This window comes from Acinetobacter sp. WU_MDCI_Abxe161 (assembly GCF_025514355.1).
Taxonomy (GTDB): Bacteria; Pseudomonadota; Gammaproteobacteria; order Pseudomonadales; family Moraxellaceae; genus Acinetobacter; species Acinetobacter pittii_E.
Genome location: NZ_JAHPTU010000018.1, coordinates 19,247 through 32,228 on the forward strand (window position 1 = coordinate 19,247; position 12,982 = coordinate 32,228).

The 12,982-nt window shown below is 36.0% G+C and carries 14 protein-coding genes; all 14 read left to right on the forward strand.

Annotated features, from left to right (window positions below; translation table 11 throughout):
- Window positions 1-57: 57 nt before the first annotated feature.
- The 14 genes from KTI78_RS15870 (at window position 58) to KTI78_RS15935 (ending at window position 12,853) form a co-directional block, all read left to right on the forward strand.
- Window positions 58-1,458 carry an aminotransferase gene (locus KTI78_RS15870; RefSeq protein ID WP_262446691.1) on the forward strand — a complete coding sequence of 467 codons (1,401 nt, stop codon included), beginning with the start codon at window positions 58-60 and terminating at the stop codon, window positions 1,456-1,458.
- A gap of 132 nt (window positions 1,459-1,590) precedes the next feature.
- Window positions 1,591-3,006 (forward strand): aldehyde dehydrogenase family protein, encoded by a 1,416-nt coding sequence (locus tag KTI78_RS15875; protein ID WP_262446692.1) that lies wholly within the window; start codon window positions 1,591-1,593, stop codon window positions 3,004-3,006.
- A 117-nt stretch (window positions 3,007-3,123) separates the two neighbouring features.
- Window positions 3,124-4,467 (forward strand): APC family permease, encoded by a 1,344-nt coding sequence (locus KTI78_RS15880; protein WP_016140915.1) that lies wholly within the window; start codon window positions 3,124-3,126, stop codon window positions 4,465-4,467.
- A gap of 80 nt (window positions 4,468-4,547) precedes the next feature.
- Window positions 4,548-5,642, forward strand: coding sequence for an agmatine deiminase (gene aguA, locus KTI78_RS15885; RefSeq protein WP_262446712.1), 1,095 nt, complete (start codon window positions 4,548-4,550; stop codon window positions 5,640-5,642).
- A gap of 245 nt (window positions 5,643-5,887) precedes the next feature.
- Window positions 5,888-6,484 carry a UbiX family flavin prenyltransferase gene (locus KTI78_RS15890; RefSeq protein WP_262446693.1) on the forward strand — a complete coding sequence of 199 codons (597 nt, stop codon included), beginning with the start codon at window positions 5,888-5,890 and terminating at the stop codon, window positions 6,482-6,484.
- Window positions 6,481-7,968, forward strand: coding sequence for a UbiD family decarboxylase (locus KTI78_RS15895; protein ID WP_262446694.1), 1,488 nt, complete (start codon window positions 6,481-6,483; stop codon window positions 7,966-7,968). Before KTI78_RS15890 ends, KTI78_RS15895 begins: the two co-directional genes overlap by 4 nt.
- Window positions 7,958-8,446: a MarR family winged helix-turn-helix transcriptional regulator gene (locus tag KTI78_RS15900; RefSeq protein WP_262446695.1), complete on the forward strand. Its 489-nt coding sequence runs from the start codon at window positions 7,958-7,960 to the stop codon at window positions 8,444-8,446. The genes KTI78_RS15895 and KTI78_RS15900 overlap by 11 nt, the downstream gene beginning before the upstream one ends.
- A gap of 700 nt (window positions 8,447-9,146) precedes the next feature.
- Window positions 9,147-9,710, forward strand: coding sequence for a TetR/AcrR family transcriptional regulator (locus KTI78_RS15905; RefSeq protein WP_262446696.1), 564 nt, complete (start codon window positions 9,147-9,149; stop codon window positions 9,708-9,710).
- A gap of 56 nt (window positions 9,711-9,766) precedes the next feature.
- On the forward strand, window positions 9,767-10,093 hold the full coding sequence (locus KTI78_RS15910) for a hypothetical protein (protein WP_262446697.1): 327 nt from the start codon (window positions 9,767-9,769) through the stop codon (window positions 10,091-10,093).
- Between the two features lie 178 nt (window positions 10,094-10,271).
- Window positions 10,272-10,658 (forward strand): hypothetical protein, encoded by a 387-nt coding sequence (locus KTI78_RS15915; protein ID WP_262446698.1) that lies wholly within the window; start codon window positions 10,272-10,274, stop codon window positions 10,656-10,658.
- Between the two features lie 238 nt (window positions 10,659-10,896).
- Window positions 10,897-11,361 carry a hypothetical protein gene (locus tag KTI78_RS15920; protein WP_262446699.1) on the forward strand — a complete coding sequence of 155 codons (465 nt, stop codon included), beginning with the start codon at window positions 10,897-10,899 and terminating at the stop codon, window positions 11,359-11,361.
- Window positions 11,362-11,705: 344 nt separating this feature from the next.
- Window positions 11,706-11,846 (forward strand): hypothetical protein, encoded by a 141-nt coding sequence (locus KTI78_RS15925; RefSeq protein ID WP_016145365.1) that lies wholly within the window; start codon window positions 11,706-11,708, stop codon window positions 11,844-11,846.
- Between the two features lie 156 nt (window positions 11,847-12,002).
- Window positions 12,003-12,185 (forward strand): hypothetical protein, encoded by a 183-nt coding sequence (locus KTI78_RS15930; RefSeq protein WP_262446700.1) that lies wholly within the window; start codon window positions 12,003-12,005, stop codon window positions 12,183-12,185.
- 209 nt (window positions 12,186-12,394) lie between these two features.
- Window positions 12,395-12,853, forward strand: coding sequence for a hypothetical protein (locus KTI78_RS15935; RefSeq protein ID WP_262446701.1), 459 nt, complete (start codon window positions 12,395-12,397; stop codon window positions 12,851-12,853).
- Window positions 12,854-12,982: the final 129 nt, after the last annotated feature.

The window sequence follows — 12,982 nt, forward strand, 5'->3', positions numbered from 1 at the left end:
TGAAAAAAATACAAGCTTCCGGAGCGGAGTATTGTAATAAATGAGGATGGAAATAGTATGAACTCTAAAATTGCTGTAAACGCTGAAATTCAAGATATTTGGCAAAAAGATAAAGATCATGTGATTCACCCTTGGACAGATTTTACGACTTTTAAAGACGAAGGGTCGTTGATCATGTCTAAAGGCGAAAATGTATATGTTTACGATGCCCAAGGTAATAAATATTTAGATGGCATTGGTGGTCTATGGTGCGTGAATGTTGGATATGGGCGTAAAGAAATTGCAGAGGCGGTTGCAGAACAGATCATGCAATTACCTTATTTTTCACCTTTTGGCCATCAAACAACTGCACCTGCAGCAAGATTGGCAGCTAAATTGGCAGAGCTCGCACCAGGAAATCTGAATCATGTATTTTTTGGCTGTGGTGGTTCTGTAGCAAACGATACAGCTGTACGTTTAATTCATCATTATTTTCATCAAATTGGTAAACCTAGCAAGAAAAAACTCATATCACGTAAAGATGCATACCATGGTAGTACCTATATCAGTATGACACTAACCGGAATTGAAGCCGATCATATTGGTTTTGAGATTCACAATGAGTTAGTTCATCATATTTCTTGCCCAAATCCTTACCGTAAGCCAGCTTCTCAATCAATGGAAGATTTCTGTAATGAGAAAGTTCAAGAACTAGAAGATACGATCTTGAAGCTTGGCCCAGATAATGTTGCGGCTTTCTTTGCAGAACCAATTATGGGAGCAGGCGGCGTCATTGTTCCACCAGAAGGATATCATGCTAAAACCCTAGCAGTTTGTAAGAAATACAATGTTTTATACGTTTCTGATGAAGTCGTAACAGCCTTTGGCCGATTAGGACATATGTTTGCATCTGAAGCTGTCTTTGGCATTGTGCCAGACATTATTACTTGTGCTAAGGGGTTATCTTCAGGATATTTACCTTTAGGGGCAACAATTATTTCAGACGAAATTTATGAAGCTATTAGTAAACCACATCATAACGGCGGTTTATTAACGCATGGATTTACTTATTCTGGACATCCTGTTAGCTGTGTAGCTGCACTAAAAAATATTGAAATCATTGAAAAAGAAAATATTTGTGCGCATGTACAAGAAATGGGCGTTTATTTTGAAGAACAATTAAAAACTCTTTCTGATTTAGAAATAGTAGGCGAAGTACGCGGCAAAAAATTCATGATGTGTATTGAAAACCTACGTAATAAAGAAACGAAAGAGCTTTTTGATGGCGCTGTAGGAGTGGGTAAGCGTATTGCTAACCACTGTCAAAAACTTGGTCTTATTGTACGACCAGTTGGACATATGAATGTTTTATCTCCACCTTTAATTCTAACTAAAGAAAATGTCGATTTTGCTGTAACGACTTTAAGACAGGCAATTCTGAGCACGATTCAGGAGCTTAAGGCTGAAGGCCATCTCTAAATTTTAGAGTTCACATTCCTATTACTTTTAACATCAACCTAGTCTTATTTGGCCGGGTTGATCAGACCTGCATAAAAGTAATTAAGGCCCTATGGAAATAAGTCAAAGTAGTTAAGAAAAGGCGATCATTAAATGAATAATTATATTAATGGAAAATGGAAATCCACTACTGGTAAATCACAAGTTGTAATTATTAATCCGCGTACTGAAGAGGTGCTGGACTCTTATATTACAGCTTCTGTAGAAGATGTAGATGCTGCAGTGATGGCTGCACATCAGGCGCTCACTTCGTGGAGCAATACTGAACCCGACGAAAGAGCCAGCTGGTTAAATAAAATTGCAGATGTACTTGAATCTTCAAGAGAAGTTTTAATCGAACTTTCTCATGCGAATAATGGTAAATCACGTAATCAAGCTAAAGTTGATGTCGATAATAGTATTAAATGCTATCGCTACTATGCCGATCTGGTTAAAAAATTTGCTTTTAGCAAAATTACAGATTGTGAAGATGGAGTGGAATTAACACACCATCAAAGCCCTGTCGGCGTGGTTGCACTTATTACGCCTTGGAATTTTCCTTTAATCACGAGTGCATGGAAAATCGCACCCGCACTTGCAGCAGGTTGCTGTATCGTTTTTAAGCCGTCTGAACTTGTACCTCTTCCTGAAGTTGAATTTACGAAGCTGCTTGATCAAATTAATTTTCCAGCAGGAGTATTTAATTTGATATTAGGAGATGCTGTTGCTGCTCAACATTTAGTGGCTCATAAAGACGTGCAAAAAGTCTCATTTACAGGCAGTACTGAAATTGGCATACAAGTCATGCAAGAAGCAGCTAACTCTGTGAAGCGAGTGACTTTAGAGTTAGGCGGAAAATCTCCGATTTTAATTATGGCTGATGCAGATTTGGATGATGCTGTAGAGAAGGCAGTTTCTGGAATGTTTTATAACTGCGGACAAATGTGCTCAGCAACGTCACGGTTATTAGTACATGAATCTATAGCTGAGTCTTTCTATGAAAAACTAAAAAAGTCAGTTGAGTCAATCATTATCGGTCAAGAGCAGGTAGATGACTTTACTATTGGTCCTATTACGACAAAAAAACAATTTAATAAAGTTCATGAATATTTAGAGGTTGCCCAACAAGAACAATTAAATTCGCTTGTTGATTTAACAAAAATTTCATTACCAGAACAGGGCTTCTTTATAAAACCCCATGTTTTTGTTGATGTTCCTACCACAAGTCGACTCTGGAGAGAGGAAATTTTTGGCCCGGTTTTATGCTGCCGAACATTTAAAAATGAAGAGGAAGCAATCGCTTTAGCAAATGATTCTGAGTTTGGCCTCGCTGCAACAATTATGACGGGTTCAGTTTTACAAGGTAAACAAATCGCGAAAAGGCTTCGTTCGGGACATATCTGGATTAATTCATTCCAGATGATTCAACCTGATTCCTTATGGGGCGGTTTTAAAAAAAGTGGTCTTGGCCGTGAGCTCGGTGAGTCAGGTATACGAAGTTATCTTGAGGAAAATGTAATCACTATCTAATAGCTCTTACATAACTATTGAAATAAGAAAGGGACGTCATTTTTCAATCTAGGCTCTATTGAGTTAAGGAATTGACGCACTGAAAAAAGTGCTTGCATAGATGCAGGAGAAATAAGCATGGAAGGCGAAAAAAATCGCAAAGGGCTGACCTTATGGCAAGTTGTTGTCATTGGGGTCGCTTATATGGCGCCAGCTACCGTATTTGATACTTTTGGAATTATCTCTCAGGTCACACAAGGTCGAGTACCACTTGCCTATGTATTGGCGCTATTTGCTATGTTACTGACAGCTTTTAGCTATGCTCGATTTAGCAAGCAGTCGCCAAAATCAGGTTCTGCCTATACCTATACCACAGAAACTTGCGGTAAAACGGCAGGCTTTTTTGTGGGATGGTGCTCATTAATTGATTATTTACTCATACCACTGGTAAATGTTTTATTAGCCTCTTTTTATTTACATGCCTTAATGCCAGACGTTTCATATACCGTTTGGGTCATCATTATGGTGAGTATAATTACCCTAATAAATAGCTTTCATATCAATATTTTGGCGAACTTTAGCTCAATACTGATTACTGCCACGATAGCGATGATGATGATATTTATTATTCTTGTGGTGACGGGCATAGGTAATTCACAAGGTTATAGCAATTTATTAACCATGCGCCCCCTTTTAAATGGAAATACAGAATACTTAACCTTACTCACGGGCATATCTTTAGTATGTTTTTCTTATTTAGGTTTTGATGCTGTTTCTACACTAGCGCATGAAAGCCAAGATCCTACGAACACGATACCCAAAGCAATTATGCTAACCACATTGTTGGGCGGGGCAATCTTTATCACCGTATCGTGGTTTGTACAGTTATCTTTTCCATCGCTTGATCAGTTTAAAAATCCTAATGAAGCATTGCCAGAAATTGCACTCTATGTAGGTGGCGCGTTATTTCAATCTATTTTATTAACAGTTCAGATTATGAATGCCTTTGCTTCTGGTCTAGCATCCCATGCAAGTGCGTCAAGATTACTATATATCATGGGTCGTGATGGTGTCTTTCATAAAAAAATATTTGGTTCAGTAAACTCCAAATTAGGAACGCCTCTCTACTCTATCTTTTTCGTAGGCTTAATTTCATTACTCGCTATTTTTGTTGATTTAGCAATGGTGGTTAGCCTTGTCAGTTTCGGAGCTTTGATCGCTTTTACAATGGTGAATTTCTCTGTATTTATGAAATTTTACGTCATTCTTAAACAGCGTAATGGCTTTAAAAATATTTTTCTTAATTTACTTTTACCACTGGCTTCTGGAGTAGTCCTTTTAGGTTTATGGATACACCTAGAAAAATCAGCTCTTGTCTTTGGTGGTATATGGCTTCTATCAGGAGGTTTGTTATTGCTGTACAGGAAAATTAAAAAACAGCCTGCCTCGCTAAATATAGCGACTCAAGAATTAGGAAAGTAATACTCAAAGTAAAAATGAATGAATTAGGGAAACATTTAAACATGAGTCTTTTAGAAGTAGTTGTAAATAGAGATAGTCATATGGAACACACTATAAAATCACCTAAGCAAGAAGGTTTTGTTATGCCGGGTGAATGGGCACCTCAAGAGGCGGTCTGGATGATTTGGCCTTATCGTACAGATAATTGGCGTGCGAATGGTCGACCTGCACAACAGGCATTTGCGCAGGTTGCCGCAGCGATTTCCCAAACAACTCCAGTATTTATGGCTGTACCCAAAGCGGAAATGAGTAATGCTCAACAAGTTATGCCTGAAAATATTACTTTAGTAGAAATGGAAAGTGATGATGCTTGGATGAGAGATACAGGCCCAAGTATTGTGAAAAATAGTAAGGGTGAACGAATCGGAATTGACTGGGTATTTAATGCATGGGGAGGGGAAAAGGGCGGTTTATATTTCCCGTGGGACCAAGACCAGCTTATTGCCAAAAAAGTTTCAAAGTTTCATGATATTAAAACTTATTCAACCCCTCTTATTTTAGAAGGTGGTGCAATTCATGTGGATGGTGAGGGAACATTACTAACCACTGCAGAATGCTTGTTAAATGAAAATAGAAATTCACACCTAACTCAAGCTGAAATTGAAAACGTTTTAAAAGAATGTTTAGGTGTTTCAACATTTATTTGGTTGCCGCTTGGGGTATATAACGATGAAACAGATGGACATGTCGATAACATGTGCTGTTTTGTACGTCCTAGTGAGGTTGCTTTACATTGGACAGATGATGTTAATGATCCACAGTATCCGCGTTCTCTTGCTGCCTTAAAAGTATTAGAAAATAGTCGTGATGCTTTAGGGCGTCAGTTAAAAGTTTGGAAACTACCAGCACCAGGCCCACTATATGCGAGTGAAGATGAAACGATTGATGTCGAAAAAGGAAATGCAATTGAACGGATTGAAGGTAATCGTCTAGCGGGTTCATATGTAAATTATCTCATTAGTAATAAACAGATTATTTTTCCATTACTAGATGAGCGTACAGACGATCAAGCAAAAGCAATATTGCAACAGATGTACCCAGACTATTTAATTACAGGTGTTGAAGCCCGTGAAATTTTATTAGGCGGGGGGAATATTCATTGTATTACCCAACAGATTCCAGCCTCTGTTGCTTAATATAATTAAGCTTATAAAGCACTTAATCTAATAAAAAATGTAGGGTAAAAGCTATCTACGCGATATCTTTTACCCTTTATTACATCAGTCAACTTGTTAGATCTCATATTTCTGTGTCTCTAAATTTTTTTATCATATTGATAAATATAAATTTAATAATTATTTGTGTGCGCATGCACATAAATAAATTGACATAGGGCTCCGCTATATTAATATGTGTGCACATGCATATATTTTGGTGGTTTATGAAACGTATAGTAATTTGTATTACAGGCGCCACTGGAGTCGTTTACGGTATTAGGCTTTTAGAAAAGTTAGCTGAATTAAATATCGAAACTCATTTAGTGATGAGTAAATGGGCAAAAGTAACAATAAAACAAGAAACTGATTATTCATTAAAAGATCTGCAAAAGTTAGCAACTTATATTTATTCAGATACAGATCAGTCGGCTCCAATAGCGAGTGGATCTTACCGTTATGATGGGGTCGTGATAGCCCCTTGTAGTATGAAAACTTTAGCAGGAATTAGTAGTGGTTATGCTGAGAACTTAATTACAAGAACAGCAGATGTCGCTTTAAAAGAGCGTCGTAAGCTCGTACTTATGGTTCGTGAAACTCCGCTTAGTATCATTCATCTTGAAAATATGCTGACTGTTGCAAAGGCGGGAGCAATTATTTTTCCTGCAATGCCAGCTTTTTATCATCAGCCTTATACCTTAGACGATGTCATTAATCAGGGCGTGGGCAGAATATTAGATATGTTTGATATTGATGATCCTTCATTAAAACGTTGGGAAGGGTTAGATAAAAAACAAAATATTGAAAAAGGAATTGAATCATGAACTTACTTGAAGCAGCATTAGATTTTCGAAAATTTTTAGAAGAATTAGCCCTACGCAAAGATCTTGTTGAAATTCACCATGAAGTATCTGCACATTTAGAAGTTGCTGCTATTACTCGTCGAGTGTATGAAGAAAAATTACCAGCTCCGTTATTTTGTAATATTCGTGAAGGAATGGCAGGAGCAAAGATTTTAGGTGCGCCAGCCGGCATGGTTGCAACACCCGGTAAAGAATACTCCCGTCTTGCTTTACACTTTGGCTTACCTTCGGATAGCACTCCTAAAGATATTGTTAATAAAATTCGTGCCGCAGTGAAAGCGGATCCTGTAGAGCCTGAATATTGTACGACTGGACCAGTTAAAGAAAATATTTGGTTGGGTGATGAAGTTGACCTAGAACAGTTTCCAGTTCCTTTATTGCATGAAAAGGATGGCGGAAAATATTTTGGGACCTATGGTTTTCATGTTGTCCAATCACCAGATGGAAAGTGGAACAGTTGGGGCATTGGACGCTTAATGTTAGTTGATCGAAACCGCTTAACGGGTCCTGCAATTTCAACTCAGCATATTGGAATCGTCCGTGAAATGTGGCGGCAACAAGGTAAGCCAACGCCGTGGGCAATGGTTTTAGGTGCACCACCGGCTGCGGTCGCTGTCGCTGGAATGCCTTTACCAGCTGGCGTAAGTGAGCCGGACTATATTGGTGCTTTGCTAGGTAAAAGCATTCCTTTAATTAAAACAGAGACCAATAATCTTTGGGTGCCTGCTCATGCAGAAATCATTTTAGAAGGAGAAATAAGCCTTACAGAAAAAGCATTAGAAGGTCCTATGGGGGAATATCATGGCTACCAGCACCATCAAGGAAATGAACAACCTATCTTCCATGTTAAAGCTGTTACTTTCCGTAATAATCCGATATTACCCATTTGCGTGGCTGGAACACCGCCTGAAGAAAATCATACAATTTGGGGGACAATGATCTCTGCACAACTGCTGGAAATCACTCAGAAGGCAGGCTTACCAGTCGATTTCGTATGGTGCTCATATGAGGCAGCGACATGTTGGGCTGTAATTTCAATAGACACTGCTAAATTGGCTTTAATGGAGACAAACGCTACCGATTTTGTAGAACTCATTGCTAATGTGGTTTTTAATTCACATCCAGGATACTTAATTCCTAAGTTAATACTTGTAAGTAATGATATTGATATTACCAATATTAATGAGGTAGTTTGGGCACTTGCTACTCGATCTCATCCTAAAAATGATCATTTTATTTTCCCTAATGTGAGAGAATTTCCGATGGTTCCTTATCTATCGGCGGAAGATAAAAAGAAGGGATGTGGCGGCAAAGCAGTGATTAATTGTCTTTTCCCTGAACAATTCAAGGGACAAATCAGAGCCGAGACAGCTTCTTTTAAATATTCATATCCTCAACATATCAAAGATAAAGTTGTAGAGCATTGGGAGAGTTATGGCTACTGACGCGAACGTTAAACAAAAAATGAGTCAAGGGCTTGGTTTACCCCAAGACTCATTATATTTAATGACAGAAATTGTGCGTTATCGTGAGAAACGTTTGAGTACGTTATTAAATCAGAAGGGTATTACTTTACATGAGTGGCGTGCTCTACGTATTTTGTACAGTTTTAAAGGTGATGTTCCGATGGGTGAGTTAATTGCCCATTCGCAAACGGATAGAACAGCGTTAGGGCGAACAATAAATCAGCTTGTTCAACGTGGTTGGGTCGAGCGTTTTCCCGCGCCTGATGATAAACGTGCTTTATATTTAAGAGTGACGTCACAATCCCAAGAGACATTTGAGCAAGTATGGAAAATGGTAACTGAATTTGATCAAAAATTTCAGGCGAGTCTTAGTGAAAGTGACCACTTAATTTTTAAAAAAATTTTAAAAAATATGATGGTGAATATGGATATTTCTGAACAAGGTTCGCAACTGTAAAATCAAGTCATGAAAATGAGAGGAATGTGAGTGTTTTAATATTATCTATAGCCGTTTCCTTTACGGCTATAGAACGGTTTTGTTTCACAATTAGTATAAATCTATAAATTAGTACAACTTACACTTAAGATTTCCCTTAAATATGTAATTAAATGAAAAACAATAATTAATTAAATGTTTTCTAGCCAATTTCACATTGACACCTTAAATATTGCAGATCACCATTTGCGGGCTGGCCTACATTGCCAGTCGGTTTTGACGGACCGTAATTCAACCACATCAGGATTATTTCTTCTGAGGAATAGTTTTGTGTGCACATCTCGTTCCCTCCCGTAGCGGTAGGACGGGAGTGGGACACTTTCGAGTGTGCTGGAGTTGAACCAGTCCGTCAACCTGCTTCCGTTCTGCCACCATAATTTATAATGTTTCGGCAGAACTCCCAAAAGAAGGAGTTGGCTATGCACATTCATTATTTATTGGCAGACATTGCCAAGGTCTATAACGACACAACTTAAATCACTTTAAAGCAGCTCGATCGCCGTTAGGCTTTTTAGGCTTTAAATCATTTCGATTAAAAACTTAGCAACAATAAAACTTGAGATGTGCCAAGCACAGTCTTTACGGCTTTGCTGTGCCTTTTTTTCTCCCAAAAAAGTATCTCATTTATATACAACAAGAATTTATTTATAACGGTAAAACGATGCCAACTTTAGAAAAATCTTCCAAAAAATTACAGGTTATTCATACTGCAATAGAGCTGTTCAATCTTTATGGATTTCACAATGCGGGCGTGGACCTCATTGCTAAAAAATCCAAAATACCTAAAGGTACTTTTTATAACTACTTTCATTCAAAAGAACGCCTTATTGAAACGTGCATATCCTTTCAAAAAAGCAAACTTAAAGAAGAAGTGCTGGCAATTATCTACTCAAGCCGTTACCGAACTTCAAGCGATAAGCTCAAAGAGATTATTGTTTTACATGTCAATTTTAATAGCCTGTACCATCTATTACTGAAAGCCATTTTTGAAATTAAACAGATTTACCCGCAGGCCTACCGTATGGCAATTGAGTATAGAAAATGGCTGCTCCGAGAACTTTTTGATCTGGTTTTTAGTTTGGAAACTCATGCATTAAAACCAAATGCGGACATGATTTTAAATCTTATTGATGGCTTGATGTTTCAGATTTTAAGCTCAAACAGTTTGGAGGAAAGGGATGTGGTGGTGGAGAGGTTTTTTGGGGTAACATTTGATAATGCTTAATTCTAAATTTTACTAATTAAAAGTTAGAGATTAATTTAAAGTTATAACTGTAGACCATGAAAACTAAACAAATAATTGAGAGGATTTTAATGCAAGATGTGAGGGAAGGTTTATTAATACTTGAAAATAAAGAAGTTGAGAATATAGTTGAAGTCTATTCTCTTGAACAAATTAGAGAAATACTTATTTTTGCTCTATCTGATAGTACTTCAGAATATTGGACAATATTAGCTCTAAACCTATTGAGTAAAAAATCCGAGTATATTTCTGATGAAATAATCTTAATGCTTAAAGAAATAGCAGGCATGCCAAAAAAATATACACAAAAAACTAGACATGAGGCATTAAAAATATTTAAAAAACCACTTCAAATATTCTGCTAATGCTTTACATGAATTTATTGAATATTGATTATTATTGATATTAGGAAAAGCATCACAAAAATAGGAGATTTTTATATGCTAATAAAACTACACTATCTCGCAACTGAATATCACAGTAAACTCTGCTAAATTTTATCTTCTCGGTCATTATAACTTTTTTAAGTTTATGAGGTTTGAGATGAATGAAATATGGGGATATCACTTTAAAAAGGGATGGACTCAAGAGTATAACTTCCTTGCAGAATATATTACTTTACATAATGAGAAGGAAGTCGCTACGGCTATAGAAGCACTGGGATATGCCGGAAGGTATGGCGTCTATCAAATAGATGATTCAATACTTGGGAATCCAATTGAAGTGTATGAATTGCAGAATGCTTCTAAACTTCCAAGATATTTAATCGAATATTGTCCGGTAGGGGCTAAGGTTGATTATTTTGTTGCTGATAACATGCCTAGCTTAATTGAATTGTTAAATAAGTTGGCTCCCTTAGTACATGCAGCCGTAGCATGTAACCAAATAAATGACAGTGCTGAAAATCTTCAGGACCAGTCAGACCCTTAATAAGAAATTATATTTTTCCAGAAACTATTTCAAAGTATTTCGTAGTTCTATTAAAAAAATTAATAAATTTAATTATTTATGAATAAATGTAGATATTTATAGGGAAAAGTTTCACAAGTCACTTATTGGTTACTTTTCAACCACAAGAGTCTTGCCTATTGCAATAACTTATCCTTCATACTTTCTTAATGATTTGATTAACGAAGTAAGTTAAACAAATCAAAAAAGGAGAGTAAAAATGTCATTATTTCTAACCCTTGCTGAGAAAATCTATAGAAAGCTTGAGATAGGCAAATTATTCTCTAAGGACCCTTTAGAGCATTTGAATTGCTTGATGAGTATGATACGTGCCGAGATAAAAGATACACCCTGTAAACTTAAATATAATTTCATTGACTTCGAAGAATGTTTAACTAAACCTTCACAGCAATGTGTAGTTAAGCTAGATATTAGCCTTATGCCTGCCTATGAAAATAAAGGTGAATATATTTTGTGGCTAGCAAGTTTTATAGAAAGAATTACAGTAGGGGGAAAACCTAAATTTCCACCATTTTCCAATTTTATATTTTCAAACTTTAAAATCCCTAGAGGAAAGAAGTCGCTGTCAAACCCTCAAGTATATTTACTGGATTATAATGCTCAATTAATAGTAAGTTATTTTAAATCAAATGATTATCTTAAAAATAATAAATTATCCTATTAGGAAATATAGAAGTAATTGACCACTTTACTTCTATATCTAGCTGACTTAAGTTCAGCGACCGCCTTCTGGGGCGGTTTTTTTTAATACTAACGGGTGTTAATTTATCTTAAGCTATTATATAGAGTACAAATAACCCACTTCGGTGGGTTTTTTAATGGGTGATTTTAATTGGATGAAGTATAAGTAAATTGCACTATTGGCATCAGAAAAAGCTCACCAAGATATGGGCCTTTTTTATTACACATTGCTTAAAATATATACAGAAACCTCTCTAAAACGAGTTGGAACGCTACAAATGTGGATGATAATTTAAAATCCACTCTTCCCAATAAGTGAGGTGAGCAATGAAATTGTTAGCTTTGATTAGCATGGGAGTTGCAGCGAGTTATTGGTATAAAACTATAAAAAATAGCAAGCCAACTCTTCTGAACCCAAACTTCGATGAAATAGTAAAAAACTTTGTATTAGCTGAATTTAAAGCCTAATGCATTTAATAATCTTAATTAAATAAGAAGCTCATCGGAAGATGGGCTTTTTTGTTGTTATGGATTTTAGAATTTCTTTTTAGAAAAGACACCTTAAGACACTTGTTTATTTAGTTGTACTGAACTAACAATGCATTAAAACAGGAGTGTCAAAGTATGAAAACAAGAATTGGCTACATTCCTAATGAGGAAGATGAAGAAGAATCTTTAATTACCGCAAAGATTGACTCAGAAATTGGAAAATTAAGGAAAAAAAGGGATGAACAAACACTAACCTATACGGATGAGGAGAAAGATATTAAGCGTAAAATTCAAATAGAATCTTCATTGAAGAGTTGAGATTAGATCTTCACCAACTATATTGTTAGTCAATTATAAAAAACCTTAATTCTCAAAGGGTATTAAAAGCTATATTTACATAGCAATTATAGTGTTTACATTTGATCATATTATTGTTTCATTTTTTGACGTTAAATTTATCATAATTTCATAAAGAGGGATCTGAGCGTAAAAAGACTTTTGAATCTCATAACGATAAGGAGATGGAGATGCCAAGGTATTTAGCTATCGCAGATAAAGTATATAAAAAAATAAAAAATGATAAGTTATATACTGAAAATACAGTTGAGAATTTAAATTGTCTAATCAGTGAAATCCGTAAAGCTATTAAAGGTACTGAGTTTAAACTTAAACATAATTTTATCAATTTTGAAGAGTGCCTCTCAAAACCATTAGCTGAGTGTGAAGTCAAAATTGATCTGTCTATTATGCCTAGGTTTCAAAATGAAGATGAGTTCATTTTGTGGCTAGCAGGCTTTATTGAAAGAATAACAATCGGTGGAAAGCCAAAACTTCCTCCTATATCTCAGATGATACCAAAAGGTTTTGAATTTAATAAAGATATTAAATCTGTACCAACCACCCCACAAAAAGAAGAAAGTGTTGAAATGATAATAAATTATTTTAAATCTGAGGATTACCTTAAAAAAACAAAAATATCTTCATGAGAAGCATATGGAAGTGTGTGCATCATACTTCTATATACTGCTGAAAATATTACAGCAACCGCCTCTGGTGCGGTTTTTTAATTTAATTTTTTAGCTTCAAATAGAGCTAAATCATTTAGGACCCTGAAC

Bases quoted from the DNA above. Each gene is read 5' to 3' on its own strand.
- KTI78_RS15890 (WP_262446693.1), top strand. From the start codon at position 5,888: ATGAAACGTATAGTAATTTGTATTACAGGCGCCACTGGAGTCGTTTAC.
- KTI78_RS15875 (WP_262446692.1), top strand. From the start codon at position 1,591: ATGAATAATTATATTAATGGAAAATGGAAATCCACTACTGGTAAATCA.
- KTI78_RS15905 (WP_262446696.1), top strand. From the start codon at position 9,147: ATGCCAACTTTAGAAAAATCTTCCAAAAAATTACAGGTTATTCATACT.
- KTI78_RS15895 (WP_262446694.1), top strand. From the start codon at position 6,481: ATGAACTTACTTGAAGCAGCATTAGATTTTCGAAAATTTTTAGAAGAA.
- KTI78_RS15870 (WP_262446691.1), top strand. From the start codon at position 58: ATGAACTCTAAAATTGCTGTAAACGCTGAAATTCAAGATATTTGGCAA.
- KTI78_RS15920 (WP_262446699.1), top strand. From the start codon at position 10,897: ATGTCATTATTTCTAACCCTTGCTGAGAAAATCTATAGAAAGCTTGAG.
- KTI78_RS15925 (WP_016145365.1), top strand. From the start codon at position 11,706: ATGAAATTGTTAGCTTTGATTAGCATGGGAGTTGCAGCGAGTTATTGG.
- KTI78_RS15915 (WP_262446698.1), top strand. From the start codon at position 10,272: ATGAATGAAATATGGGGATATCACTTTAAAAAGGGATGGACTCAAGAG.
- KTI78_RS15900 (WP_262446695.1), top strand. From the start codon at position 7,958: ATGGCTACTGACGCGAACGTTAAACAAAAAATGAGTCAAGGGCTTGGT.
- KTI78_RS15880 (WP_016140915.1), top strand. From the start codon at position 3,124: ATGGAAGGCGAAAAAAATCGCAAAGGGCTGACCTTATGGCAAGTTGTT.
- KTI78_RS15930 (WP_262446700.1), top strand. From the start codon at position 12,003: ATGAAAACAAGAATTGGCTACATTCCTAATGAGGAAGATGAAGAAGAA.
- aguA (WP_262446712.1), top strand. From the start codon at position 4,548: ATGGAACACACTATAAAATCACCTAAGCAAGAAGGTTTTGTTATGCCG.
- KTI78_RS15910 (WP_262446697.1), top strand. From the start codon at position 9,767: ATGAAAACTAAACAAATAATTGAGAGGATTTTAATGCAAGATGTGAGG.
- KTI78_RS15935 (WP_262446701.1), top strand. From the start codon at position 12,395: ATGCCAAGGTATTTAGCTATCGCAGATAAAGTATATAAAAAAATAAAA.